Annotated in this window: 21 protein-coding genes and 2 pseudogenes; 12 read left to right on the top strand and 11 right to left on the bottom strand. The window is 45.8% G+C overall.

The window, feature by feature from the left end; genetic code table 11:
• The first annotated feature begins 12 nt into the window (after positions 1-12).
• Positions 13-1,932 carry a hypothetical protein gene (locus tag H8698_RS03895; RefSeq protein ID WP_249311248.1) on the top strand — a complete coding sequence of 640 codons (1,920 nt, stop codon included), beginning with the start codon at positions 13-15 and terminating at the stop codon, positions 1,930-1,932.
• A 31-nt stretch (positions 1,933-1,963) separates the two neighbouring features.
• Here H8698_RS03895 and H8698_RS03890 read toward each other — a convergent pair whose 3' ends face one another.
• From H8698_RS03890 to H8698_RS03880, 3 genes are all read right to left on the bottom strand, one after another.
• Positions 1,964-2,641, bottom strand: coding sequence for a D-lyxose/D-mannose family sugar isomerase (locus H8698_RS03890; RefSeq protein WP_249311247.1), 678 nt, complete (start codon positions 2,639-2,641; stop codon positions 1,964-1,966).
• Positions 2,638-3,330 (bottom strand): SGNH/GDSL hydrolase family protein, encoded by a 693-nt coding sequence (locus tag H8698_RS03885; protein ID WP_249311246.1) that lies wholly within the window; start codon positions 3,328-3,330, stop codon positions 2,638-2,640. Before H8698_RS03885 ends, H8698_RS03890 begins: the two co-directional genes overlap by 4 nt.
• 102 nt (positions 3,331-3,432) lie before the next feature.
• Complete coding sequence (locus H8698_RS03880; protein WP_249311245.1) at positions 3,433-4,017, bottom strand: HdeD family acid-resistance protein; 585 nt, start codon at positions 4,015-4,017, stop codon at positions 3,433-3,435.
• Between the two features lie 209 nt (positions 4,018-4,226).
• Here H8698_RS03880 and H8698_RS03875 point away from each other — a divergent pair, with 209 nt between their 5' ends.
• Both H8698_RS03875 and H8698_RS03870 read left to right on the top strand, forming a co-directional pair.
• Complete coding sequence (locus H8698_RS03875) at positions 4,227-5,294, top strand: hypothetical protein (RefSeq protein WP_249311244.1); 1,068 nt, start codon at positions 4,227-4,229, stop codon at positions 5,292-5,294.
• Between the two features lie 2 nt (positions 5,295-5,296).
• On the top strand, positions 5,297-8,146 hold the full coding sequence (locus H8698_RS03870; protein ID WP_249311243.1) for a YhgE/Pip domain-containing protein: 2,850 nt from the start codon (positions 5,297-5,299) through the stop codon (positions 8,144-8,146).
• Between the two features lie 30 nt (positions 8,147-8,176).
• On the opposite strand, the gene H8698_RS03865 is transcribed toward H8698_RS03870, so the two are convergent.
• Complete coding sequence (locus H8698_RS03865; protein ID WP_177679727.1) at positions 8,177-8,737, bottom strand: TetR/AcrR family transcriptional regulator; 561 nt, start codon at positions 8,735-8,737, stop codon at positions 8,177-8,179.
• Between the two features lie 275 nt (positions 8,738-9,012).
• Here H8698_RS03865 and H8698_RS03860 point away from each other — a divergent pair, with 275 nt between their 5' ends.
• Entirely contained in the window at positions 9,013-9,477 is a 465-nt protein-coding gene (locus H8698_RS03860; RefSeq protein ID WP_430393558.1) for a TnpV protein, read from the top strand.
• 113 nt (positions 9,478-9,590) lie between these two features.
• Positions 9,591-11,135, top strand: a complete 1,545-nt coding sequence (locus H8698_RS03855) for an HsdM family class I SAM-dependent methyltransferase (RefSeq protein WP_249311242.1) — start codon at positions 9,591-9,593, stop codon at positions 11,133-11,135.
• Positions 11,136-11,465: 330 nt separating this feature from the next.
• On the opposite strand, the gene H8698_RS03850 is transcribed toward H8698_RS03855, so the two are convergent.
• Both H8698_RS03850 and H8698_RS03845 read right to left on the bottom strand, forming a co-directional pair.
• Positions 11,466-12,122 carry a hypothetical protein gene (locus H8698_RS03850; protein WP_249311241.1) on the bottom strand — a complete coding sequence of 219 codons (657 nt, stop codon included), beginning with the start codon at positions 12,120-12,122 and terminating at the stop codon, positions 11,466-11,468.
• 22 nt (positions 12,123-12,144) lie between these two features.
• On the bottom strand, positions 12,145-12,354 hold the full coding sequence (locus H8698_RS03845; protein ID WP_249311240.1) for a helix-turn-helix domain-containing protein: 210 nt from the start codon (positions 12,352-12,354) through the stop codon (positions 12,145-12,147).
• Between the two features lie 1,130 nt (positions 12,355-13,484).
• Between H8698_RS03845 and H8698_RS03840 the strand changes: the two are divergent.
• The 4 genes and pseudogenes from H8698_RS03840 (at position 13,485) to H8698_RS03825 (ending at position 16,286) form a co-directional block, all read left to right on the top strand.
• Positions 13,485-13,885, top strand: a pseudogene (locus tag H8698_RS03840) (plasmid mobilization protein).
• Positions 13,857-14,489 (top strand): annotated as a pseudogene (locus H8698_RS03835) (relaxase/mobilization nuclease domain-containing protein); the annotation flags it as partial. The pseudogenes H8698_RS03840 and H8698_RS03835, both read left to right, overlap by 29 nt.
• A 67-nt stretch (positions 14,490-14,556) precedes the next feature.
• Positions 14,557-14,925 (top strand): DUF4368 domain-containing protein, encoded by a 369-nt coding sequence (locus H8698_RS03830; protein ID WP_249311238.1) that lies wholly within the window; start codon positions 14,557-14,559, stop codon positions 14,923-14,925.
• Between the two features lie 653 nt (positions 14,926-15,578).
• Entirely contained in the window at positions 15,579-16,286 is a 708-nt protein-coding gene (locus tag H8698_RS03825) for a TVP38/TMEM64 family protein (protein ID WP_249311237.1), read from the top strand.
• A gap of 32 nt (positions 16,287-16,318) precedes the next feature.
• Here H8698_RS03825 and H8698_RS03820 read toward each other — a convergent pair whose 3' ends face one another.
• The 4 genes from H8698_RS03820 to H8698_RS03805 form a co-directional block, all read right to left on the bottom strand.
• Positions 16,319-17,083 carry a M15 family metallopeptidase gene (locus tag H8698_RS03820; RefSeq protein ID WP_249311236.1) on the bottom strand — a complete coding sequence of 255 codons (765 nt, stop codon included), beginning with the start codon at positions 17,081-17,083 and terminating at the stop codon, positions 16,319-16,321.
• Positions 17,084-17,156: 73 nt separating this feature from the next.
• On the bottom strand, positions 17,157-17,900 hold the full coding sequence (locus H8698_RS03815) for a hypothetical protein (RefSeq protein WP_249311235.1): 744 nt from the start codon (positions 17,898-17,900) through the stop codon (positions 17,157-17,159).
• The gene (locus H8698_RS03810) at positions 17,897-19,303 is read right to left on the bottom strand and encodes a HAMP domain-containing sensor histidine kinase (protein WP_249311234.1); all 1,407 of its coding nucleotides are present in this window, start codon (positions 19,301-19,303) and stop codon (positions 17,897-17,899) included. The genes H8698_RS03815 and H8698_RS03810 overlap by 4 nt, the downstream gene beginning before the upstream one ends.
• Entirely contained in the window at positions 19,300-19,959 is a 660-nt protein-coding gene (locus H8698_RS03805; RefSeq protein WP_177679702.1) for a response regulator transcription factor, read from the bottom strand. Before H8698_RS03805 ends, H8698_RS03810 begins: the two co-directional genes overlap by 4 nt.
• A 130-nt stretch (positions 19,960-20,089) precedes the next feature.
• Between H8698_RS03805 and ytaF the strand changes: the two genes are divergently transcribed.
• Positions 20,090-20,731, top strand: coding sequence for a sporulation membrane protein YtaF (gene ytaF, locus H8698_RS03800; protein WP_177679700.1), 642 nt, complete (start codon positions 20,090-20,092; stop codon positions 20,729-20,731).
• A 125-nt stretch (positions 20,732-20,856) separates the two neighbouring features.
• Here ytaF and H8698_RS03795 read toward each other — a convergent pair whose 3' ends face one another.
• Positions 20,857-21,669 (bottom strand): GNAT family N-acetyltransferase, encoded by an 813-nt coding sequence (locus H8698_RS03795; RefSeq protein ID WP_249311233.1) that lies wholly within the window; start codon positions 21,667-21,669, stop codon positions 20,857-20,859.
• A 150-nt stretch (positions 21,670-21,819) separates the two neighbouring features.
• On the opposite strand from H8698_RS03795, the gene H8698_RS03790 reads away from it, so the two are divergent.
• Positions 21,820-23,727, top strand: coding sequence for a beta-glucoside-specific PTS transporter subunit IIABC (locus tag H8698_RS03790; RefSeq protein ID WP_249311232.1), 1,908 nt, complete (start codon positions 21,820-21,822; stop codon positions 23,725-23,727).
• Positions 23,728-23,730: 3 nt separating this feature from the next.
• Positions 23,731-25,143, top strand: coding sequence for a glycoside hydrolase family 1 protein (locus H8698_RS03785; protein ID WP_249311231.1), 1,413 nt, complete (start codon positions 23,731-23,733; stop codon positions 25,141-25,143).
• The last annotated feature ends 136 nt before the right edge of the window (positions 25,144-25,279 follow it).

Raw genomic sequence — 25,279 nt, 5'->3', positions numbered from 1 at the left:
GGAGAACGGAAAATGGAACTGATGAAGCTTCACGCAGACAGGGAGAAAGTTTTTCAAGAAATTACCGCAATTGTGCAAAAGGGTAAAATTACCACAGAAGGCGGGCTGAAATTTAACGGTGAAGAGCTGGGAAGCCGGATTTGGTACCGGCTGTGCGACATTTTATATGCAACGGGCATTGCAGAAAATTTTCAGGTGGCTGAAACGATTATTGCAAATTATAATCCGCGCATGTGCCACTTTACGCCGGCCATTGTGTCGCTGCTTTACCGCAAGTACGAAACCGTGATGTCTCAGCAGGCAAAAGAAAAAATAAAAGACTATTTGCTGTCTGTGCGGGACGAATTTATGGGCCACGATTTGGATTTTATCGGCGTGAACGACAATTTTCCCATGATGAGCACGCTGACGGCCATGAATATGGCGGCAATGTTTGACGATGACGTGATGCAGAAAGAGGCAGAAAGGCGGCTAAAGCAGCTGGAATGCCTTTTAAAGCGTCGGGGCGTTTTAAGCGAATATACCAGCGTTGTCTATTCCGCATTGCAGATTAACGTGCTGGCAAGGCTGACGGAATATGCCACCTGTGAGGCGTTTAAAACCATTGCCCAAAATGCGCAAATCCGCGTGTGGGCAGACTTAATCAGCCACTACCACCCATTCATTGGCAGGTTTGCAGGCCCCAATTCCCGGGCCTATATCGGCGACACCAACGGCGCGACAATTTTTGAAACAAAATGGTTTACCAACCTGCTGAACACAGAGAAACAGTTCTTTCCCGACGAGCTGAAGGATATGGAGTCTATTGTCAGCTATGGCTACTATAATTTAGAGGAATTTACGCTGACAAAAGAGCTGTTCGACTTTGTGCACAAAAAAGAGTTTCCCATGCGCTTTTTGGCAAAGTCGGAGTTTTCCGCTTCTACCGATTCCACGCCGGAGGAGGCTTTCCGCGACTACACCAAAGAGGACGATTTTTATGAATATCCCGCCGGCGTGACAGACGTTGAAACTTATATGACGCGGGATTACGCGGTGGGCACCGCCACGAAGGACTTTCACAACGGCGTGCAAACCAATAGCTTTACCTTAATTTACAAACGGACAGAAACAGCGGAAAGCGCAAAAGACGTGCGGAACGTATTCTGCCGGTATCTGATTAACGACGCACCTGCCGATAAGCCGAAGCCCTTTGTGGAGCAGGGCAGAAATACAGCCTTTCAAAAGGACGGCACCGCAATGGTGCTGTATAAGCCGAAAATAAAGGGAAATCCGCCGACCTATTTAGGGCTTTCCAAAGCGGAAACAGAGCACTACAAAAAGCAGGAAATTCCAGGAAATGTTGACGTTTCCTCGTTAAAGCTCTCCATTTTCTTTCCCCTGCGGGAGGGAAACGAGCCGGACGAAATCCGCATTGGCGATAAGGTTTTAAGCGGAAACGTGGGCGCGTCTGTCGATTTGGCGCCGGTGTTTGTGAAAGACGGCGGGGTTTATCTTTCGTTCCAGCCACTTTTCGTAACAGACAAGGGCCGCAAAGCGGCGGTTACGGTGACAAAGGAAGAGCACTACATTATAATTTCGTTCTATAACTATGAGGGCGAAGTGAAAGACTTTAAAAAGCGGGATTTTCTGCACATTCGAAACGGGTTTGTGTTCTCCGTGAAAACCAATGAGGAGTGCCCCTCGTTTGACGCGTTTGTAGATGGCGTTAAAAAAACCAAAATTACGGACAGGCTGGAAACCAGCATGCATCAGAGGCAAACCTATATCAGAGCGGTAACGTATGAATCGGAAAACATGAAGCTGAGCTGTGAATATTCCCCTGCCAGCGAGGGAATTAAGCACATGGCGTGCAACGACTTTTGCTTTGACGCGCCCAAGCTATATATTTCAAATTTTGATTATATGGATTTGCCGTATATGAAAGAATAAAAAAACGGGAGCGAAACCGCTCCCGGTTTTTTTATTTCGCCGGATATTCGTTGCTTAAAAGGTAGAGGGGCAAAACGTCTTCCTCAATTTCGGGAAAACGGCCCGTCTTTTCAAAAAAGCGGTTGTCCACCCGGTCGTCGTTCACCTTAGACACCTCGCCCAGCAGGATTTTTCCCGTGCCCTTTTCGCCCCAAAACTTGTGATACTGTCCGCTGGGGAGGGTGATGCTTTCTCCCGGCGTTATGCGCACGGTGCCGCCTGCTTCAATTTGAAAATGACGCCCGTCCACCATAATTTCCACGGGGGTGTCGGCAAACTGCTCGTCTTCTGTGGAGTTATACACCTGCACAATCAGGTTGCCCCCGCCGCGGTTTATAATGTCTTCCATTTTGCTCCAGTGAAAATGGAATGGGGTAATTTGTTCCTCCTCCACAATTAAAAGCTTTTCCGCATAGGGTTTTACATATTTTTTGTCGCTGAAGTTTCCGTTCCGCAGGGTAAACATTAAAAGGCCGATTTTTTTATAATCTCCATATCCAAAATCGGTAATGTCCCAGCCCAGCATATTGTCCCGGATTTCGTCATATTCTTTGCCCTTGTCCTTCCAGTCCTCCGGCGTCCAAAAGGCAAAGGGGGGTAGCTTAAAGTTCATTTCGTCAATAAAGGCCACCGCGTCCCGCATAATGGCGTTTAGTTCAGACCGTTTCATTTTTCCATCTCCTTCTGAAAATCAATTTCCTGTTTTAACACATTTGCCATAATTTCATAGCAGGCTCCGTTGGGGTGAATGCCGTCGTGGGTGAGCCCGTCTTTCATAGTTTTTTTGTCTTCCCGGCAGAGAGCGCTGTGATAATCCACATAAGGCACGCCGTGCTTACTGCAAAGGACTTTTATGCCGTCGTTCGCCTCTTGCACCATTTGATTTATGCCAGCTTTGTCAAAAGGCGGGCAGATGTCCGTTGGCAAAATGGAGCACTGGTAAAGCCTTTTGCCGGCGCAAAGGCGCATTGCTTCTTCAATGTTTGCCAGGAGCTGCTCTAAAACGCGGTTTTTGTCTGCCCCCGGTTTGCGCCACCAAAGGTCCGGTGCGGTGGTTAAAATGTCGTTGGTGCCAATCATGTAGACAATGGCGCCGGGATTTAACTGCAAACAGTCCGCCCGGAACCGTTTCAGGGCTATAGCCGAAACGTCGCCCCCAATCCCGCGGTTTACGAAAAAGGCGCCTGGACCAAAATACAAATTTAAGTCCCACATCCAGGTAATGGAGTCGCCGATAAACAAAAAATCAATTTTTTTCTGTTTGCAAAGAAGCTGTTCGTTTTGAATGTCAAACAAAATCCGGTTGTCGTCCGCAGCCACAGATTTACTAAAAAAGCCCGGTTTAATTTGCTCTGCCATGGAATTCCTCCTGTCGTTCCTTTTTACCACCATTATAGCGGAAAACCGCTGACAGGAAAAGAGTTATGTGTACAAAAAATTGTAAATTCGTCCGCGTGCTGTTTATTGCTCATCTTCAAAATCGAACCCGTCGGGAAGCTGGTTTTTCATAATTCGCACCGTGAGAAGCGCCACAAGAAAGTTTAAAATGCCCTCTAAAATAAGGGAAACACCCAGCAAAACCATGATAAATCCTGCCGTTTTCACCGGATTTAATACCAACACAAGTCCCAGCAGGGCGGAAGCCACCGCAAACAGCAAAATGGCCCACCACTTATTGATGCCGAATTTTTTCGCTTCAAATGCCGTTTGAATTTTAAAAAGCCCGTCAGCCAGAACAATAATGCCAATTACCGTGTAGATAACGGTTAAGGCCCCCTCGGGGAACAAAATCATTAAAAGTCCAACCAGGCACAAAAGCATGCCGAAGGCAAAATCGAACTGAAACGCCAAACGATATAAATCCTTAGAAAAATAGCCCACAATTTTAATTGCCCCATAAACCATGAGCAATCCGCCCAAAATGTAACAGAGCAGCTTTGCCGAAAACAGCGGACAGGCAATTAACACCACGCCGAGCACGCATAACAGCAGGGACAAGAGAATATAACCGGATTTTGCGAGTTTCACAGGCCAAAGAGAACGCATAAAAATTCACTCCTTTTTTTACTTTATCCCTATTGTACCGCATAAAATGGTAAAAGAAAATAGTCATACAAAGGAATGTGTCTTAAATTTGGGCAATCGGCATGAAATGACCAAAAAACAGACACGGGACATAAATTTGTCTGTTGTGCCAAAAGGGCCGGTCTGATAAAATAAAGAATGAAAAAACAACAAGGGGGCTTAAAAACACTGTGGGGAAAAAAACAAAGTTTATTGCAGGAGGCGCTGCGGCCGCAGCGCTGATGTTTTTGTTGTGTCATGTTTGCTCCCAAATATTATTTCCCGCGCTGTCCCCCAAGGTCTATACGGTTTCGTGCTTTGCCAACACGTATGATCAAATGCAGAGCGATGTAGACTTCCTTTTGCACAGCGTTGGGCTAAAGGGAAAGTTCCGTTCCTTTCACATGGAGCAAGAGGGCGTGGACTTTAACCTCAACACCGATTTCGATAAAGTGCACATTCAAACAGACGCAAAGGTAAACGACGCCATTCAGGAGCAACTCAAAAACGCCGAAGCCGTCCGCAGGTTTTACGATAAGCTTACAGTGAGAAAGCAGGACTCAAAAACGATTGTCTTAGGCAGCGAAAGCGTGCGGTGCACGGTTTACCACACCACGCTTTCACACAAGCTGCTTTCCGAGTTTTTCGACGAGTTTCATCTGTCTTCTACCTACGAATTTACGAAAGACGAGGTGCTTGAAACGGCGAAACGCTTAGAACAGGAGCTTGGCCTCAAGCTGGATTACGACACCGTCAATTTTGTGTTAGACAAGATGCTGATTGACCCGGAGGACATTACGAAACATTTAAAGGACAACGTGGAGATTTTTATTTATATCAATAAAAATATTATCCGCCGAATTGACTTGAAAGCGGCTTTCCGCAGCATTGCGTTAAGCGACGTGAACATGAGCGTGACCTTTGGAAACGGCAGCGGAAAACAGGTGCTAAACGACGCAAAAGTCTATTATACCAGTACCCTGGCGGACAGAAAAATTATTTTAAAGGGAAATGTCGGCTTAAAGAAGCAAACAGCAGAGGCCGGGCTGAATTTGGTTTACGACCAGCTGAACATTCTTTCTGCTTCGGTTCATTTTAAAGACAGCGGCGGCCGGTTTCAAATTGCAGGCGAGAGCAAAACCGTGTCCGGGGGCAACACGTTTGCAATTGCGGGCAGCAAGGAGCCGGCGGAGCACGGCCTTACGTTTCAATATACGCTGGGCGAATTAGCGGGAACCGGCGAGGTTTTGATGAAATAAGAATGGAAAGGGCTGAAACAATGAAGTTTATGACGGTGTGCGGCAAAATATTTACGTCAGACCTAAAAAAGCTGGCGCGCAACTGGGTGGCAATGGTAATTGCGGCGGGCATTGCAATTTTGCCGTCTTTATACGGATGGGTGAACATCTTGGTTTCGTGGGACCCCTACGGAAACACAGGCGGCGTGAAGGTGGCAGTGGTGAACGACGATGCAGGAACGGCCATTGAAAACATGAATATTGACATTGGCGCGGAGGTGGAGTCGAACCTTCACGAAAATAACAAGCTGGGCTGGGTGTTCTGCGACACGGAGGACGAGGCAGTGGAGCTTTGCAGAACCGGTAAGGTATATGCCGCGGTGGTTGTTCCCTCCGATTTTTCGGAAAAAATGGTCAGCTTTCTCACCGAGGACATGGAAAAGCCCACTATGCGGTATTATGTAAATGAAAAAATCAATGCCATTGCGCCAAAAATGACCGACAGTGGCATGAATACACTTCAAAATCAAATTACCTCGTCTTTTGCAAAAACCATTGTAGACAAGGTTTTTGAGGTGCTCAACAGCCTCGGCGTGGATTTTGACAGCCACTACGACAAAATCGCAATGTTAAAGGGTTTTGTCAGCTTTGCCGAGGGCGACTTAAAAAGTGTGAGCGGCCGTTTAGATAACATGATTTCCAACGCGAAAGACGGCGTAATCTACCTAGATGACTGTAAGGAAGACGCCGACAGGCTGGCGGAAATTTTAGACAAATGTGTCTATTATTCCGAAACCGTAGGGGACAACGCCATGGCGCTTTCTGACCGGCTTCAAAACGTTTCGGTGAATGTGCGGGACGATTTGGTTTCTGCCCGGGACATTCTTACAGACATTCAAACAGCGGCGGCCGACGCAGGCAGCGACGCTGCCGCCACTAAGACAGATGCGGCGGCCGGCATTTTAAAGGCGGAGAACCATTTAGACGACTTTATTTCCACTTTAGAGTCGGTGAACAAAACCTTTGGCGACGCGGCAGACACCATAAATAACGACATTTTGTCGCAGGAGACGAGAGACCAGGTTATTTCAATGAACAAAGGTCTCATTGAAACCGCCGAAGGGCTGAAAGACACGCTTTCAGAATTAAATTCCCTGTCCGGCGCAATGTCTTACGGCATGACGGCATTTGATAACTTGTCGGCTGCGTTTAACGGCTTGAGCGACGGGCTGGACAAAGTGGAAAGTGTGATAAACAAGGCCTATCAAAACGCCGGAGCCGTGGTAAAAAAGGGGTATGAGCTGTCTGCGGCCATTGAAAATAAAGAACCCGTGCAGGCAATTGCCGCAAAAGTGCGGGAGCTTGATGCGCTGCTCTCCGACAATCCCATTTATGCGTCGCTGAAAACCGTTTGCGAAACCATTTTAAAACACATTGACAGCGACGCAGACCTGACCCTTGACTCGCTGAAACTAAGCGCACAGCTCACCAGGCTGGAAACCCGCATGGACGCAAGCCGAAACAGCACGGTTTCCTCCATCAGTGCGGCGCAGACCGCCGCCAGGGCCGGTGCAAGGGCCAGCAAGGCCCTTTATAAAACGTTGAAAAATTTAAGAGCCGCGCCTGGGAACACAATCTCCTCGCTGCAGTCGTCGCTTGACGGAATGATCAGCACCTTAAACGACACCAGCGCCATTATAGAAGACGCCGGCGATGCGGACATCAGCAATTTTCAAAAGGATTTAAACCGGTTTATCGGCAATTTAAAAGAGGTTTCAAACGGGCTGGCTAACGTTTCGAACAAGGTTTCAGACAGCGACACGGTTGAAAAGCTGTTAAACGACGCGGCGAAAACCGCCCGCAAGGGCGCAGACCTGGCAAACGACTTAACCGGTCAAATTGACAATTCGGAAATGATGCCCAAAATTTATGAAATGCTGAACAATACCAAAACTGCAGCGTCGGACATTGCATCTGTTCTGTTGGAAAAGAGTGTGGACATTGGGGAATTAAAGAGCTTTGTTGACAAGCTGAAGGACAAAAGCACCATTGCATTAGATGATGTGCAAAGCTTTAAAGACAAGGTAGAGGAGCGGCTTTCACCGTTTTACGACGCCGCCGAAAAGCTGAAAAATGTGATGAACGCGGTGAGCATGTCGGACGTTTCAAAGCTCTTGAACATGGACGGCAGCGGCGAGAGTGATTTTATTTCCGCCCCGGTGAAGGTGGATTCTACCAAGCTGTTCCCCATGGAAAACTACGGCGCGGGGCTGACGCCGTTTTATACCACCCTGTGCCTGTGGGTGGGCGCGGTGTTAATGTGCGCGCTGTTTTCAACCAAAGCGCACAATGTTCCGTTCCCGGTGACTCCCAGACAGGAATATGTGGGAAAGCTGATGTTCTTTGCATTTTTCGGCGTCCTGCAAGGCATGATTGCAGGACTGGGAGATGTGGTGCTGTTAAACGTGCGGATGGAGCACCCGGCCCTGTTCGTTCTGCTGTCCATGTTTTACAGCCTGGTGTTCACTACCATTGTTTATACGTTGGTTTCGCTGTTTGACAATGTGGGCAAGGCGCTGGCCGTGGTATTTTTGGTGTTCCAGATTGGCGGCACCGGCGGCACGTTCCCCATTGAGGTTACACCGGCATTTTTCCAAATGATTTATAAAATCATGCCCTTTACCTATGGCATTATGGGCATGCGGGAGTGCGTAGGCGGCATTGTGGCGGCAAATTTGCTGAAAGACATTTGTGTACTTACGGTTTACGGCATTACGTTTTTCCTGATTGGATTTTTCTTAAAATCGTTCCTTGCAAGGAAAATGGCGCCGCTGTCAAAAAAGTTGGGCGAGTCGAACATTTGCGGACATTAAAAACGGCCGGCATTTTGCCGGCCGTTTCGTTTATTCGTTTTCCGCACTGCGCAGAAACGCGGTTTGGGTTGCGCCGCTAAACAGCTCACAAAGGCGCTTTATGTTCTGCTGAATGTCATAATTCATGCCGGAGTTCAGCCAGTCTAACACAAAGCCGATTAACTGGCACTTGTAGTAATGAATGATAATCTCTTTGTCAGCGGAGGAAACGTCATATCCCCGGGCAATTTTGTGAATATATTCTTTTGCTGTAAATTCCGCAATTTTGTTTAAATACCGCTCAAAGGATTCCCGGCTTTGAGACTGGTAAAGGTGCATTACGGCCCTTTTGTTTTTCAGCGCCATATCCAGGGCAATGGTCAGGCAGTCTTCAAACGAGGTCAGGTCTTTGGCCTGTTCAACGATTTTTGCCGCGTCTTCCATCAAAACGGCCTCCGCCAGGCTGGGGAGGTCTTCAAAATGGTAGTAAAACGAATTGCGGTTTATTCCGCAGTCCTCCACAATATCCTTCACGGTGATTTTAGACAGGGGCTTTTCATTTAAAAACTTTAAAAACGAGGCGATAATTGCCTTTTTCGTAAACGACGCCATGAACATTCACGCCCTTTCAAATTACTTGCTGTAATGAAACACCTCTATTATACCACAATTGGCATGCTTTTTCAAGAAAGGGCATAAAATGAAAAAACCAGACAATATGGTGGGTGTCCGTAAAACAGTTAAATGACAAATTTAACTATTTACGGCATCTGTCAGACGGGGTTGGTAAACAACAACGAAAAATGAGTGATGCTCGGTCTTTCGACCTGGCATCACTCATTTTTTATCTCAACACATTTTCTTTTAATTTTATGGAGGTATTTATTATGCAAGAACTGAACTATCTTCGTTGTGGTGATTACTACATTCCGGACATCCGATTGGAAAAGCCGAATATCCGTCTCGGCAAGTGGGGACGGATGCGTAGAGAGTATCTGCGACTGGCACACCCTGTCCTATTCTCCGAACTGGTACTGTCCGAAAAGCTCTACGAGCATTGTGCCAAAATCGAATCAACAGCCGAGAGCCGTATGGAGATTATCGTGCCACAGCTCATGAAGCACTACGGCGTGGTGGAGAAACTGAAAGCGAGTAATCAGCTTGAATGGGTACGCCAGATGAATTCTTGTGTTGCACAGGCTGAGGAAGCTATAAGGCTATATTATCACAGGATATTGATTCTGGACTGGTTTTGTGCTATAATTAGACTAAAATTAGTCTGGAGGGATTGGAATGTCGAAAGAACTTATATACTTAGACACTTATATTTTGCAAAAAGATATGCGAATTAGGTTGCCCAAAAGCATAATAGCAAACCTTAATGCAGAAAAAGGGGTGACACAATTTAAGATTTATTATGACCAATCCGAAAATCATATTGTGTTAATAAAGGATGATAACGATAATGAATAAAACCGTAATGCGTAAAGAAGTTGATTATACAAAATCAGTAACACAACAACACATTAAGTCATTAGGACAGTACTTCACTAACCCTGCAATTGCTCATTTTATGTGCGATTGGGCATGCAGAAATGCTAAGACTGTTCTTGACCCTGCGGTGGGCAATAGTATTTTTTTGCAATATGCAGCTGATATTAGCCCTAATTGTGAATTAACTGGTTATGAAATCGACAAGAAAATCTTGGACTTCTTTGGAAATCCAACATCTGCCAACATATATAACTCTGATTATTTATTAAATGGCTGGGATTTACAATTTGATGCTATTGTATGCAATCCTCCATATAATAGATTTCAAGCCGTCTCAAACAGAACGGAAATACTCGAAAATATATGTTCCCATACTGGAATTGAATACAGTAGTTATACAAATTTATATGTATTATTTCTTATTAAGAGTATCTTTCAAATGTCTAACAATGGTCGCTTGGCATATATTATTCCGAGCGAATTCCTTAATTCTAAATATGGTGTTGCAATAAAGAAACTCATGATTGAAAAAAGATTGCTAAAAGCAATCATCAATTTTAGTAACGATAAAGACTTGTTCTTCAATGCAACCACCACTTGTTGTATTCTGCTACTTGACAAGGAAGAGAAAGATGAGGTTCTATTCTATAATCTTGACTCGGTTAGTCAACTGGAAAAATCAACAGCTATACTATTGGAAAACCAAGAGCATCTTAGCGTTAAGTATGGAGAGATTAACCCTAATGAAAAATGGAGAAGTTACCTTTATCGCGAAGAAACAGTATCCTATAGCAATCTTTTGAATCTATCTAACTTCTGTGGAGTTTCAAGAGGAATAGCGACAGGAGCAAATGATTTTTACTGTTTTAACAAAAGTAAGATGCGAGAAAATGATATTGAGGACAGTTATTTCTCAAAGTGTATTTGTAGATCAGCAGATGTCAAATCGATTATCTTCACGGAAAAAGATTTCAGCTCCTTGGCAGAACAAGACAAAACTGTCTACTTGTTGGATGTCCAAGGGGAATTGACGGAAAGCATAAAAAAATATATTAAACATGGCGAAGAGGAAGGCGTTAATAAAAAATATTTACCGGCTGGTCGAACTCCTTGGTATTCTATGGAGCAAAAAAAGCCAGCTCCTATATGGGTAAGTTCTGCATGTAGAGATAAAATTAAGTTTGTAAGGAATATTATGGGAATCAAGGCACTAACTACATTTCACTCTATTTATGTAAGAGAGGAATACGAAAAATATACAGATTTGATTTTTTGTTATTTTCTTACACCAATTGCCCAAACGATACTGAGGGAAAATAGAAAGAAATTGGGAAATGGATTGGAAAAGTTTCAGCCAAACGATTTGAATTCTGCGTTGATGCTGGATGTAACATTGATTACGCCTGAGGATTGTGAACGAATAATGGACATTTATCATTCGCTGACAACAACAATAACAGATGCGGAACTTGATATGTTAAACGGTATATTTCTAAAATATTTAAGTGATTGCTAATAGAAAGAGCGAAGGCAAAACCTTCGCTCTTTCGTTATTCCTCAATATAGTTAGACAAGGATACTGCCACATCTGAAGGAACTCTTTTTACATCAATGCGGATGTTCTTTGGAATTGAAGCTTTTAATTCCTTTTGCAGTTGTCCAGTCTGGAGAGAATATCTGGAAACATTGAAAATGATTTTGTCATTATAGCGTTCAGCAATGGGTGTGCTATAATGAACAAGTTAATTTCCAGAAATTTTCAAAGTGCCGGGATTAGATTGTGAGCCCGATACTCCCTCTGTCTCTCCAGAAAGGAAGGAGTCAATCAGTTGCTGAAATGTAATTGTCACAAAATCACCTCCCGCTTTTTCTTTTCTTTTTTTTCAAGTGCTACTTGGTTTGCTTCCTCCAACACCAAAAGGAACTCTTGCGGTGTACGTTTGACAGCAGTACTCAGATTTTTGTACATAGAAGATTGAAGATTTCCGTTATTGCTTGGATTCACATAAACATCCGGTATCCATGCTGTCGGGAATACAATGCATTTGTTCAAGCCTATTGTCATGTCATCGTTGAAACTTATCACAAACGTCGCTACATACAAATTGGCTGAAGGATTTTCTTTATAAAAATCAATTAACCCTACCGCTTTTGATATATCGTCCTTATTGGTTCTACCACCTAATACAGCAGACTTGATATTAACATATGATTCCTTGTTGCCATCGTAACAAAATCTAAAGTCAAAGACACCAACTTCAGAGTCTGCGGTGTGTACGCTATCAAAGCCCAGTTGTTTAACACGACTTTCAAGACCTTGGCTAATTACTTCTTCGACAATTCGCCACACGGTACGCCCTTTTGCTGCTTTGCGCCAACCATATGGCATAATATCGGTATTAGCAATTGGAATGTTGCCGATGTGTTTAATTAGTTGATTAAGCTTTTCTTCGAGGTGCTTTCGTTCAACCTCAACAGATGCTAATTGTTCATTACGAGTCATTTACTAATAACCTCCCCAAATGTTATAAATCTCGAAACAAGTCACTCAAAGATATTTCCAATCCATCAGCAATCTTCTTGATGTTCTGGAGTGCAGGATTTCTTTTACCTGCCTCAATCGAAGCAAGATAGGTTCTGTCCATATCAATAGACAGAGCAAATTTTTCTTGACTCTTTCCGGTTGCTTTTCGTAATTGTTGTATCCTCAGACCAAACTCTTTTTGAATATTCAAATGAAGTCCACCTCCATGATTAAACATTATATATTAAAATTTTACTTAGTTGTCGCAAATAAGACAACGGATTATAAGTAACAAAATAATAAATCCTAATCAAATTCAATAAATGACCAAGCCAAAAGGCACAAATCGTAAAAAAGTTTGTGCCTTGCTTTTTGGTTTGTAGCGAAAATCACTTCTACGCAGATTGCATAGAAGTAATTCTTAACTTCGACACAGGCTGTGTACAAGTTGGATTTTCCACTTCTGTCCAAGTTGGTCAGAAGTTCGATTTTGAAAATCTGTGCCACGCTGACACGAATTTGGGAAATAGCAGAGCCGACCACCCGTGTCAACGGTCAAGATGAACGGGCTTTGCCCGCCGTTGACAAGTGTGCCCGACTCCGCTGATGGGCAATTAAGGGGCGACGGCAAAAAGTGCTGCCGCTCCTATTCATAGAAAAGATACAATTACGATGGCAATAATTTTATATGTAAATCTTGACAGCAATGGTTGTTTTCTGTATAATGATGTCGTGCAAAGTTTATTCACACACAACTGAATAGCGAAATGTTCATTTATTGAATACGTCGGGATTGCCCGACACGGTATCGGTACACCTGAAGTGCCGAGCTGCTCCACCACGCCATAGGTTCTGTTGGCAAGAGCAGTACGAACACAGAACCCGACTTTGATTTTTCAGAGCCGATTACATAGAACATCGTTTGAAGCGAGAGCTATGCTCCCGCCGATTTTGATGTTCCGTGTAATCGGCTCTTTGTTTTGCCCATTTTCAAAAATATGCAGGATGCGTCAAAGTATCAAAATGAGACTTTGAAGAAAGGACAAAAACGATATAGCTGGGTAGCGTAGAGCAAGATTCTACCAAGGGTCCAAATTTCGCCTACTGCTTATTTTGCCCTCTTGGAATCTTGTTGGGGAGTGCCTTCCCCAAACCCTGCTCACGTCCTCACGAACTTCATATCCCTCGCTTCCGCTTGGGAGCGAAAGCTCGTACATTCCGTCGCTCGTCCTTTCCCCACACAACCCACTTCGTTGGGCTTGTGCGGGGACCCCAAAAGCAAATCGGAAGCGTTACGGCTGCCGCCGATTTTGAATTTTCAAAAATCAAAGGAGGAACCGAATGACCAAAACCAACAACACGCCAAAACGCAACAACATCGTCAAGACTCGTTTGGACGATGAAGAACACGCCGAGTTTATGCGGCAACTAAAAATTTACGATATGAACCAATCAGAGTTTATTCGTGAAGCCATTTCCGGTGCAACCATCCGTCCGGTCATTGTGGCATCCGTCATCAATGACGAGCTGCTGTCTGCCATCGGCAAGCTGACCGCTGAATATGGAAGAGTCGGAAATAATCTCAATCAGATTGCCCGACACCTCAATGAATGGCCTTCCCCCTATCCAGATATGGCTAATGAATTGCGGGATGCCGCCGCTGACCTTGCTACGCTGAAATTTGAAGTTATGAAAAAAAGGTAGGTGATGCTGTTGGCGACATTCAAGCATATAAGCTCTAAAAATGCGGACTACTCCGCAGCCGAGCTTTATCTCGCTTTTGAGCATGATGAGTTTACCATGAAAGCCACCCTGGATGAAAATGGCAGGCTTATCCAAAGAGAGGATTATCGTATTACCACCCTCAACTGCGGGGGTGAAGATTTTGCGATTGCCTGTCTCCGAGCCAATCTCCGATGCGGCAAAAACCAAAAACGAGAGGATGTCAAAGGCTATCACTACATCATCAGCTTTGACCCTAAGGATGTACTCGACCACGGTTTGACCGTGGATATGGCACAACAGCTTGGCGAGGACTTTTGCAAAAATCATTTCCCCGGTCATCAAGCAATCGTCTGTACCCACCCGGACGGACACAACGGCAGCAAGGTAAGAGTGACCGAGCGTGAGTATTGGGCGAAGAAAAAAGGGCAGCTTGCCTTGGATGAAGAAAATGCCGACCTCACAGAAAAGGGTGAATCCATCAAGCAGACAAAGTTTGAAACGGACAAGGATAAGCTCCGTGAGGAAATCCGTATGGCTCTTTCTGATGCCGTCAGCTTTGAGGACTTCGCTGAGAAGCTTCTCCGCCGTGGTATAGAGGTCAAGGAGAGTCGTGACAGACTTGGAGTCGGCAGAAAAATTGCAGACGAGCCGCAAGCAGCTTGAACGCAACGAACGCCGAATCTCAGAGTTGAAAAGGCTATTTATTCAGATTTACGAGGACAATGCCAAAGGCAATCTGCGTGATGAACGCTACGAGATGATGAGTCAGAACTACGAAGCGGAACAGAAACAGCTTGAAGCAGAGGTTATCGCTCTGCGACAGGAAATTGAAGTACAGGAAAGACAGAACGAAAATATTGAAAGGTTCATCCGAACGGCAGATAAATATGTGGACATCGAGGAAATCGACCCATGTATGCTGCGAGAGCTGATAAAGGCAATCTATGTGGAAGCACCCGACAAGTCCAGCGGCAAACGCAGACAGAACATCCACATCGAATATGACGGCATCGGCTTGATCCCTTTGGAAGAACTTGCGAAAAAGGAAACGGCGTGACTTTCGTCACGCCGCCCCTTGAAAACAGTCGTTTTCAAGCATTTTTCAAAATAACTGTTTTACGAAGCCCCGGCTAAATGTCTGGTTTTTTATTATTGTTTTCTTTAGACGCACGAAAGAACACTTTCTACCCAGGTGCGCAATCGCGCACCTGAATAAAAAGCGGTTTGCAGTATGGTTTCTGCAAACAAAGTTGTGTGTGTCCCTTTAATCCCCATTAGGCACATAATCCAATTTCCGAACACAGACAGCGGTGTATATGTGGCCGCATGCAAGCAGGAGGCTTTTCCCGTGCCCCGGGGTGCGGCAACGCATATAAAAAAGACAGCATTGTCAAGTTTGCGTTACGTCTATAATTCCCTTTCCCCTTTTAAGGTGCGTGTGTTCGTTTGTGTGGTGTGTGATGTGTGTGTTGTGTGTAAGGACATGCTTTAACCCTTGCGCTGAGGGCGAAGCATAGCCAAAATCGCCGCCTGCATTGGATTGTGCGCCTAAAGAAAACAATAAATTTCTGCAACAAAAATTATTATACCAGCTTTTTCGCGGAATTTCAAGGAAAAAAGCAAGAAAAAAGTTCACATTTTGAAACACTTCGTTCTGCGTATGCCAAGCGTTCTGCAGGGGAATAGTAAAAGTGGAGTGTGATTGATTTTATGAACAAGAACAGAGGCAAAAACAGGATATGGCTTACAGCTGCAGTTTTTGTCATTGCAGCCGTTATAACTGCAGTTACGATATTTATTTTTCCATATATGCAAAAATTATGTGACCCCGCGTCACGAAGGGATTTTCAAAACTGGGCAAGCGCTTTTGGCCCGGCGGCTTTTTTTGCGGTGCTGGGGCTTCAGATTCTTCAAATTGTCATTGCGTTTCTCCCGGGAGAGCCCATTGAAATTTTGTGCGGCGCCCTGTTTGGCACGTGGGGCGGGCTGTTTGTGTGCTTGCTGGGGAGTGTAATTGCCTCCGCATTTGTGTTTTGCATTTCCAGAAAGCTGGGAATGCCTCTTTTCAATAAGCTGTTTGGCGAAAAGATGAAACGGTTCCGTTTTTTAAACGACAGCAATCAGATTGAAAGCGTAACGTTCTTTTTATTTTTCATTCCCGGAACACCAAAAGACCCGCTGACATACCTTGCCGGCGTCAGTCCTATAAAGCTTTCGCGATTTTTGCTCATTTCCACCATTGCGCGGATTCCTTCCATTGTTACGTCCACCTTTGTTGGAGCGAATGTGCAGAATGGAAATTTTGCCCAGTCTGCCGTTATGTTTCTCGTAACCGCTGCTGTTGGAATTATCTGTATTCGGTTTAAAGAAAATTTGCTTCAGTTTTGTAAAGCGCTGGGCAAAAAGAAAGCACAATAAAAACAGCCGAGTGCAATCACCCGGCTGTTTCATCATCTCGTTTTGTTTAAATATTCTTCCAGCGTTATGCCCTGATTGGTAATCTCCTTGGCCGCTTTTTTTCCCACATAACGGTAATGCCAGGGCTCGTATATAATGCCGGTGATGTCGCTTTTCCCGTTGGGATAGCGTAGGATAAACCCATATTTCCAGGAATTTTTCATCAGCCACTTTTGCACCTTTGTTTTTTCCTGGGAACTGTCTAAATTTTGGTTGTGAGCGTCGGTAACGTCCACCGCAAGGCCTAACTGGTGCTCGCTGGTGCCGGGAACGGCAACCGATTTTGCTGCTTCTTTTCTTGCCGCATCTTCGGCATAGCCCTGTTTTTTCAGCCGTCTTACCTTGTCCTCAAAAAGCTGTGTCTGTTTTTCCTGGGTGCGGTATGCAGAACAAATTTTAGGGGACAGGCCTGCCTTTTCGCAGTCCTGCATCATTTTAAGCAAATCGGAATAGCAGCGCTCGTCAATGGAAAGTCCGTTGGGAAGCTGTTTCAACGTCACATCATAGCCGTTCGGCACCTTGTTCCAGGGATTTACCAAAATTAAATTCCAGTCGTCTTCTGCAGACACAGTGGTGGTGTTGGTGTTTAAAAAGGTGTTCACCGTGGCACCGATAGAGCCCATTTTCTCGCCCCAGAAATGGGATGCTGCGCCAAAAAACAGCGCCAGCAGCACCAAAACGGCCAAAAGTGCACGAAACGGATGTCCGCCTGCTTGTCCTGTATTATGTTTTTGCTGTGTTTCTTTCGTATTTGTCATGGTTTTATCCTCCTGTTTTCTTTGGTGCTTCCATCATAACAGGCCGTTTCTTAAAAATGGCAATCAAATGGCATCAAAACAGCATACTTTCTTTTACATTGAAGGAACTGTTAAACATCATGTAATCACCCAGCGCAATAATAGGGACGGACACCACAGCGCCGTCTTCATCTTCGTAGTTTACGGTAACAGTCAAAAGTCCATTTTTGTTATCCGCCGTTTTTGTGCTGATGCCTGTGAGTTTTAAGCCAAGATATTTGGCAAACAGCTCTGAAACGGTTTCAATTTGTCCGTTTGCCGGAGTTACCGATTCAGCCGAATCCACTGCCGTGCGCTGCGCAACATAGCCGGTAAAAGAAACCATTTTCCCGCTGTTATCATCCATGATAAAGCTCAGGCCGATGCTGGGATCCTCCTCGCTGTAAAGCACGCACTGCCACAGCACCGCCGTTGCCGAACCGTCGGAAGCAACGGCCAGAAACGGAATGGTTTGAAAGCTGTCATAGCCGTTTTCCGGTAAGGAAACTGCGCCGCCGGAAGCCAAAAACTCTGCTGCGTCTGTCGCTGCACGGTAAACGTCATCTTCGGTCAGCACCTTGCCGGATTCTAAATCCACCCGGGTATATTTGCCCGAAATGAGGCGGATAACGTCTGGCAGCAGAACGGGCGGCGCCAGCTGCGGATTTGTAATTTTATAAAAGTCAGCCAAATCGCCGGCGTTTTGGTCTTCCACCGTGGCGGTAATGCCGGGAAAGGACAGACCAAAAACAACGGCCAAAACAGACACCAAGCCGAACAGCCAGTTTTTGTGTTTCATGAACTGCGGCCTCCTTTCAGCTCCACCGTTACCGTGGTTCCCTCGCCAGGCTTGCTGGCAAACCGAATTGTGCCGCCGTGAAGCTCGGCAATTTTGGCACATAAAGCAAGACCTAAACCAACGCCTCCCTGCTTTCTGGAACGGGACTTGTCAACGCGGTAAAACGCTTCCGTGATGTGGGCCAGAGCTTCCGGCGGAATTCCTTTGCCGTTGTCTGCCACCGCAATGCGGCAGCCGTTGGAGAGCATAGTAACCTCAATGCGGATGCTGCCTTCGCCCTCCATGGCTTTTTTTGCGTTATCCAAAAGATTTAACAAAAGCGAGGAAAACAAGTCCGGCTCTAAAAGGCACGTGCCCTCCTGGCAGCTGCAATTTAAGGCAACGCCTTCTTTTTGATAAATCGGTTTTAAAGAGGCAACGGTTTCCCGCACAATTTTTGCCGGCGAAAGGGAAGCTTTCACAAGGTTTTTCTTGCCTGTTACAAACAGGTCCAGCAGTTTAAACGAAAGGCTTTCTAACCGTTTCCCTTCAGAAAATATATAGTTTGCGGCCTCTGCCTGCTCCTCTGCCGACAGGGTTTGTCCCCGCAGCAGGTCGGCGTAGCCAATAATAGACGTCATGGGCGTTTTCATTTCGTGGGCAAAGCTGCCGATAAACCTGTCCTGCCGTTCCATTGCGTCTTTTAAATCGTGCACGCTTTGTTCCACCTGCTCAGCCATTGCGTCAAAGTCTGAGGAGAGAGAGCCAACCTCGTCGTTTGTGAAGATTTCAGACCGGAAAGACAGGTTTCCCGACGCAATTTCCTTCGACGCTTTGGACAACACGGAAAGGGGGCGGGTGAGCATATACGACATACTGTAGGCTAAAACTGCGCACAGCAAAATCATAACGAAAAAGATGCGGTAATAGGTTGCCAAGTTCCGCGCCCGTGTGATGTAAATGGAGGAGATGTCGTAGGCCACGGTTAAATAAAGCTTGTCCGCACCGGCCGAAGTCTGTCCCGAAAGCTGCAGATATCGCTTATTCTGCGCGTCTTTAAAATTTGTTACCAGACAGTGATCACCGGTGAGCCGCTCAGAAACGTCGGAAAAATATGTGGTGACGCTGCCCTGCTCGTAGAGGGTTTCCGTTTCAGACGACAAGTTAAGCCCCGCCCAGGAAAATAACCCCTGAGAGGTCATTTGCTTGAGCGTTTTCGGAATGGTTACACTGTCTGCCTGGGTGTTGGTGCCGTTTACAATTTGCAGTGCCCCCAGCATAAGCTGGTAGGACTTTAAGGCAGTTTCCTTCTCCTGATTTAAGGAGGTTTGAAACGACACGTTAATCAGCGCGCCGCCGCCAATGCCAATGAGAAACGACAAAAGGCAAATCATGCAAAGAGTTATTTTGAATCGGAATTTCATTTTGGTACCTCAAGTCTGTAGCCCACTTTGTTCACGGCCTTCAGTTCCTTTTGCAGACTGGCCTTTTTTCGCAGCCGCTGCACATGCAGGTCAACGGTTTTGCTGCCAAATTCAAACTCGCCGCCCCACACCCGCTCATAAATGGTTTCCCGGTAAAGGGCTGTGTTTGGGTTGCGGATGAACAGCAGCAAAAGGTCATATTCTTTTCTGGTCAGCGGAATTTCGGTGTTCCCCCGGCGAACGCTCATGGAGCGCATATCTACGGTGAGACCTAAAATAGATATGGTGTCGTCGGTTTTTTGGTAACGGCGGAGCACAACATCAATCCGGGCTAAAAGCTCTAACACCTCAAAGGGTTTTACAATGTAGTCCTCCGCGCCCATGCGCAGGCCCTTCACCCGGTCTTCCACCGCGCTTTTTGCGGTGATGAATATTACCGGAATTCCTAAGGGGCGGATATATTCTAATAGCTCAAAGCCGTCTGCTTTGGGCAGCATAACGTCTAACAAAACAAGGTCATAGGCGGTTTCGTCAATTTTATCGGCGGCAGCCTCCCCGTCGAACACACAGTCGCAGAAATATCCCGCCTTTTTCAAGCTGAGCTTAATTAAATTGGAAATTGGCTGTTCGTCTTCGACGACCAGAATTTTAATCAAGACTGTCACTCCCTTTTTTATTACATTACATCATTTAAGCATCAAAACGGCATATTTTACACTGGGTTTGTAACGCAACCGTTTTCCGTTTCATAGGATACTATTAGCGATTGAAAAGAGGGGGAGCGCAGTGCATATATTTTTTTCAGGTTTTGAAGCGGTTGTTTTGGCTTTGGTTCTGTCGTTAGATGCGTTTGTTGTCAGCTTTGCATATGGTGCGGACAAAATTAAAATTCCCGCGGTGTCCGTGTTGATTATTAATGTTCTATGCAGCTTTATTTTGGGCGTATCCATGCTGGCGGGGGAATTTTTTAAACAGCTCATTCCGCAGTGGCTGGAAATTGCCATTTCCTTCACCATTTTATTTCTTTTGGGGCTTGCCACGCTTTTTGACAGTGTTACAAAAGCTATGATACGAAAGCACAATTCCATAAAAAAGCAAATTCATTTTAACATGTTTCAGTTCCGGTGCGTTTTAAGCATTTATGCCGATCCAGACAAGGCAGACAGCGACAGGTCGAAAACCATTTCGCCGGGAGAAGCGGCCTCGCTGGCCGCGGCGCTGTCATTAGACGGGGCGGCGGTGGGCTTTGGCGCGGCCTTAGGCAGCATAAGCCCCTGGGCGGTGGTTGCCTGCTCGCTGGTTACCAACGCGCTGGCAGTTATGCTTGGCTGGTTTTTTGGAAACAAAGCGGCCCAGAAAATACCCTTTAACCTGTCCTGGGTCAGCGGCGCCATTTTAATTATGCTGGCAATTTCGAAACTGTTTTAAGTCATTATATCATAAAGCTTACAAAGCAAGATTCCTGCGTATATTATACCACAATTGATACATAAAAGAAAGGTAAAACAAAAAGGAAATAGTTGCCAGACACAAATAAACGCCCTTTCGGGCGTTTATTTGTTTTGGAAAAGCGTTACCTCGTCTACTTTGCCCCGCGGCGTAAAACCGGCTTTTAAATAGGCGCGGTTTGAACAGGGATTGGACAAGTCGGCATACAGAATGGGTGCTTTTTTTCTGCTTATAATATCGCGGCTTAGCTGTGCGGCCAGAGCTGTGGCAAGGCCACTCCCGCGATAGTTCGGCCTGGTGTAAACGCCGCTGATGGAAACATGGGTTTCGGTTTCTCTGGTGGTTCGCGCCATTGCCGCCACCGTTTCACCGTCTTTGATGATGAAAACACATGAATTTTGCACAAATTTTTTTGCGTTTTCCAGACAGTCGGCGGGCAAAACAGCTTTGCCATGGCAGGCAAATTCGAATGCTGCCATACATTCTGCAATTTGGTTTACGTCGCCGGATGAAGCTGTTTCAATGGAAAAAGAAACATTTTTTGGAAAAATAGGATGTTTATTTTCATAACTTTCCATGTGAATGCGCGTTTCACAAAACGTTTTGTGTTTGCGTAAGGGCTGCACAAGCATATCCGCAATTTCCGGCCGGGCGACAAACCGGAACGAAGTGCTGTTTTGAAACGTTTCATAAAAATAATCTGTGAGCAGCGCCGCCGATTCTGCGCTTAAGTCCGCCGCCGTCCAAATCCAAACAGGCGCCTCCGGCGACGCCATACCAAGGATAAAATCCGTTTCGTCGCTTACCAAAAGCAATGGGTTTTGTTTGATGCATTCCATCAATTGAAACGGAACAATATCCTGCAAATATCTGCAATCGAGAAAAATTGGGTGTGATTGGCTGATGTTTACGAGCATGGCTGACTCCTCCTTAAAAATTAAGAATATAACAAAAATTCAAAAAAGTCAACAGCGCAAAAAGAACGCGCACTGTGCCGAATAAAATTTATGCGCGGGCAAATACTAAAAGAAAATGCATGAAATGCGTTTTATGAGGAGTTGAAATTTATGGATTATAAAGCATTGGCAAAATCAATTTTACATGACATCGGCGGTGAGGAAAACGTTGTATCTTTTACACACTGCGCTACGCGCCTAAGGTTTAACTTAAAAGACGACAACAAGGTGGACAAAAAGCACTTAGACGCCACAAAAGGCGTTATGGGCGTTGTGAACAAGGGCGGCCAGTTTCAGGTGGTCATTGGCAGCGACGTGCCCAACGTTTACCGCGAGCTGAACATGATGGGCAGCTTTGGCGGCACAGAGGGAGAAAAAAACGAAACGGACGACAGGAACGTTTTTGTCCGAATTTTAGACACCATTGCGGGCATTTTTACGCCCATTATCCCCGCCATTACCGGCGCGGGTATTTTAAAGGCGTTTATGGCGCTGCTGGTGGCCTTTGGGTGGATTGACAACACCTCTCAGACCTACAGCATTTTAGCCGTGTTTTCCGACGCGGCGTTTTATTTTCTGCCGTTTTTAATTGCATATTCTGCGGCGCGCAAGTTTAATTGCAACGCCGTTATGGCAATGTCTATTGCAGGAATTTTGCTCCATCCGAATTTTGTAACTATGTTAAATAAGGTAAAAGAAACGGGGGACGCATTAAAGTTTATTGGAATACCTGTAACGCCGGCCACCTATTCGTCGTCGGTCATACCCATTATTTTGGCGATTTGGCTCATGTCATACATTGAGCCCATTGCGGACAAAATTTCGCCCAAACCGGTGAAGTTTTTTACAAAACCACTGATTACCCTGGTGGTAACAGGGGCAATTTCCATCACGGTTTTAGGGCCTCTGGGAACGATAATTGGTAACGGAATTGCCGCGGGAATTTCGTTCTTAAACAACTATGCAAGCTGGCTTGTTCCGCTGATTATCGGCGCGGTTTCACCGCTTTTGGTTATGACAGGCACGCATTACGGACTCATTCCCATCGGTATTAACAACATTGCCACAGCCGGATTCGACACCATTGTAGGCCCGGGTATGCTGGGTTCGAACATTGCCCAGGGCGGCGCGGCCTTTGCCGTGGCGCTGAGAACAAAAAGCAAAATCATGCGGCAGGAGGCATACTCCTCCGGCATTACGGCGGTTTGCGGAATTACAGAGCCTGCCCTTTACGGTGTGAATTTAAAACTGAAAAAACCGCTGATAGCGGCAATTATCGGCGGTGCGGCTTCCGGTCTTTATCTTGGAATTACAGGCGTTGGGCGCTACACCTCCGGTTCTCCTGGTCTATTGGCACTGCCGGGCTATATTGGAACAGAAGGCTTCACAAACATTACAAACGCCGTAATCGGAAGTGCAATTGCCTTGGTGGTGTCCTTTGTTGCGGCGTTGATTTTGGGCTTTGACGACGTAAAAGACGGTGAACTGGCAACCGCAGACGGCGGGAAACAACAATTTGGCGATATGCAGGCCGCAGGCGGCGAAGAAAAAAGCGCCGGAACCGAAATCCTCTGCGCTCCGGTGAAGGGTAAAATCATACCTATTGAAGAGGTGAAAGACGAAACCTTTGCCGAAAAGGTGCTGGGCGACGGCGCGGCGGTGCTGCCTGACACAGGGCTGGTGGTTTCACCGGCCGACGCAACGGTGGAAACAGTGTTCGGAACGAACCACGCGGTGAATCTGGTAACCGACGGCGGAGCGGAGCTTTTAATTCACATTGGAATTGACACCGTGAAGCTGAAAGGACGGCACTTTAAACCCATGGTAAAAGACGGCGAAAAGGTAAAACTGGGTCAGCCCTTAATTGAGTTTGACCTTGACAAAATTAAAGAAGAGGGCTACGATGTTACCACGTCGGTGGTGGTAACCAACTCCGGCGATTATGCCGCAATTGACAAAGAAAGCGGCGAAGCTGTGGAGAAAAAGCCGTTTTTAACGCTGACGGGAGGGAACGAATAGTTTATGAAAAGCAAATTCCCAAAGGATTTTTTGTGGGGCGGGGCAGTTGCCGCAAACCAGTGCGAAGGGGCCTATAACGAGGACGGAAAAGGCCTTTCCGTTCAGGACGTTTTGCCCCGGGGAATCCGGGGACAGCGGACAGACGTGCCAACGGAAGACAACTTGAAGCTAAAAGCAATTGATTTTTACCACCGTTATAAAGAAGACATTGCGCTGTTTGCCGAAATGGGGTTTAAGGTGTTTCGAACGTCGATTGCCTGGAGCAGAATTTTTCCCAACGGCGACGACGAGGAGCCCAACGAAAAAGGGCTTGCATTTTATGACGATTTGTTTGACGAGTGTTTAAAGCATGGAATTCAGCCGCTGGTTACGCTCTCTCACTATGAAATGCCGCTGGCGCTGGGGAAAAAATATAACGGCTGGATGGACCGGCGCACCATTTCGTTTTTTGAGCGGTTTGCCAAAACGGTGTTCGAGCGGTATCAAAACAAGGTAAAATATTGGCTTACGTTTAACGAAATTAACGCCATTTTAAAAGCGCCTTTTATGTGCGGCGCAATTTTAACTGACAAAGAGGAGCTGACAGAGTCGCAGCTTTACACCGCCATGCATCACCAGCTGGTGGCCAGCGCGTCGGTGACGAAGCTGTGCCACGAAATCATTCCAGACGCCATGGTTGGCTGCATGATTTTGGGCGTTACGGTGTATCCGCTTACGCCGTCGCCGGACGATGTAATCAAAACCATGCTCCGTGACCGGGAAACCTATCAGTTTGCCCACATTCACGCCCGGGGGGAATATCCCAGTTATCTGCTGCGGTATTTTGAGAAAAATAATATTGGGGTGGACATCACCGACGAAGACAAAGAAATTTTGAAAAACACCGTTGATTTTATTTCCTTCAGCTACTATTCCAGCATTTGCGAAAGCGCAAATGAATCTGCAAAAATGACCGGAGGAAATTTAAGCAAGGGATTTATTAATCCCTATTTAAAGTCCACGGACTGGGGCTGGCAAATTGACCCTAAGGGCCTGCGGTATACGCTGACAAAGCTTTACGACCTGTATTCTTTGCCGTTGTTTATTGTGGAAAACGGCCTGGGGGCAGAGGATGTTTTAACAACCGGGGAAAATGGGGAGAAAACCGTAAACGACGACTACCGGATTGCATATTTAAACGACCATCTTGTTGAGGTGGAAAAGGCTATTGACGACGGAATTCCCGTAATGGGATATACCTCCTGGGGATGCATCGACATTGTCAGCGCCTCCACGGCAGAAATGAAAAAGCGGTATGGCTATATTTATGTCGACCGGGACAACGACGGAAAAGGAAACCTGGAGCGGTATAAAAAGAAGTCGTTTTATTGGTATAAAAATGTAATTGAAACAAACGGCGAATCGCTTAAACGGTAAGGGATAGCCAAACACTGATGCAAGCCCGGCACTTTTACATAAGTGCCGGGCTTTTTTGTGCTTTGCTCTGTCAAATTGTTAATATCTATAAAAAAATGTCTATTAAAGTAAAATTTTAAGACGGACAATTAACTCC

This window comes from Congzhengia minquanensis, assembly GCF_014384785.1.
In the GTDB taxonomy this organism is placed as follows: Bacteria; Bacillota; Clostridia; order UBA1381; family UBA9506; genus Congzhengia; species Congzhengia minquanensis.
Note: the sequence above shows the minus strand (reverse complement) of the source record. Positions and strands in the feature narration are given on the sequence as shown.

Bases quoted from the DNA above. Each gene is read 5' to 3' on its own strand.
- H8698_RS03815 (WP_249311235.1), bottom strand. From the start codon at position 17,900: ATGAAACACAAAAACTGGCTGTTCGGCTTGGTGTCTGTTTTGGCCGTT.
- H8698_RS03880 (WP_249311245.1), bottom strand. From the start codon at position 4,017: ATGCGTTCTCTTTGGCCTGTGAAACTCGCAAAATCCGGTTATATTCTC.
- H8698_RS03810 (WP_249311234.1), bottom strand. From the start codon at position 19,303: ATGAAATTCCGATTCAAAATAACTCTTTGCATGATTTGCCTTTTGTCG.
- H8698_RS03820 (WP_249311236.1), bottom strand. From the start codon at position 17,083: ATGACAAATACGAAAGAAACACAGCAAAAACATAATACAGGACAAGCA.
- H8698_RS03860 (WP_430393558.1), top strand. From the start codon at position 9,013: ATGCAAGAACTGAACTATCTTCGTTGTGGTGATTACTACATTCCGGAC.
- H8698_RS03895 (WP_249311248.1), top strand. From the start codon at position 13: ATGGAACTGATGAAGCTTCACGCAGACAGGGAGAAAGTTTTTCAAGAA.
- H8698_RS03865 (WP_177679727.1), bottom strand. From the start codon at position 8,737: ATGGCGTCGTTTACGAAAAAGGCAATTATCGCCTCGTTTTTAAAGTTT.
- H8698_RS03825 (WP_249311237.1), top strand. From the start codon at position 15,579: ATGAACAAGAACAGAGGCAAAAACAGGATATGGCTTACAGCTGCAGTT.
- H8698_RS03795 (WP_249311233.1), bottom strand. From the start codon at position 21,669: ATGCTCGTAAACATCAGCCAATCACACCCAATTTTTCTCGATTGCAGA.
- H8698_RS03785 (WP_249311231.1), top strand. From the start codon at position 23,731: ATGAAAAGCAAATTCCCAAAGGATTTTTTGTGGGGCGGGGCAGTTGCC.
- H8698_RS03885 (WP_249311246.1), bottom strand. From the start codon at position 3,330: ATGGCAGAGCAAATTAAACCGGGCTTTTTTAGTAAATCTGTGGCTGCG.
- H8698_RS03870 (WP_249311243.1), top strand. From the start codon at position 5,297: ATGGAAAGGGCTGAAACAATGAAGTTTATGACGGTGTGCGGCAAAATA.
- H8698_RS03855 (WP_249311242.1), top strand. From the start codon at position 9,591: ATGAATAAAACCGTAATGCGTAAAGAAGTTGATTATACAAAATCAGTA.
- H8698_RS03850 (WP_249311241.1), bottom strand. From the start codon at position 12,122: ATGACTCGTAATGAACAATTAGCATCTGTTGAGGTTGAACGAAAGCAC.
- H8698_RS03890 (WP_249311247.1), bottom strand. From the start codon at position 2,641: ATGAAACGGTCTGAACTAAACGCCATTATGCGGGACGCGGTGGCCTTT.
- H8698_RS03790 (WP_249311232.1), top strand. From the start codon at position 21,820: ATGGATTATAAAGCATTGGCAAAATCAATTTTACATGACATCGGCGGT.